Here is a 330-nt window from a genome sequence, read left to right as displayed (position 1 = left end):
GAGCAATAATATGAATGCAATTCAATCTGTATATATTCATGTCCCATTTTGTCAGCAAATTTGTCACTACTGTGCTTTTACAAACTTTTTTTATAACGAGAAACTTGCTGATGATTATATTGAGGCATTGAAACACGAGATCAATGCTTATGTAACGGAGAATGGAAACGATGTAAAAACGATATGTATTGGCGGAGGAACCCCAACCGCACTAACGGTAAGCCAGTTAGATGCTTTGCTTTCGTTTATCAAACAAAAATTTGACATATCGCGTTGTGGGGAATTTTCGATTGAAGCAAATCCGGGGGATTTTACCGAAGATAAAGTGAA

General features: G+C 36.7%; 1 protein-coding gene. It reads left to right on the top strand.

Translation table 11 applies throughout. The features are described from left to right. Positions 1–10: 10 nt before the first annotated feature. Positions 11–330: radical SAM protein (locus JKP73_RS22325; protein WP_438874675.1), on the top strand; the 320-nt coding region annotated here is incomplete at its 3' end.

Origin of the sequence: Virgibacillus salexigens, from assembly GCF_014905415.1 — a bacterium.
Taxonomy (GTDB): domain Bacteria; phylum Bacillota; class Bacilli; order Bacillales; family Amphibacillaceae; genus Virgibacillus; species Virgibacillus salexigens.
Note: the sequence above shows the minus strand (reverse complement) of the source record. Positions and strands in the feature narration are given on the sequence as shown.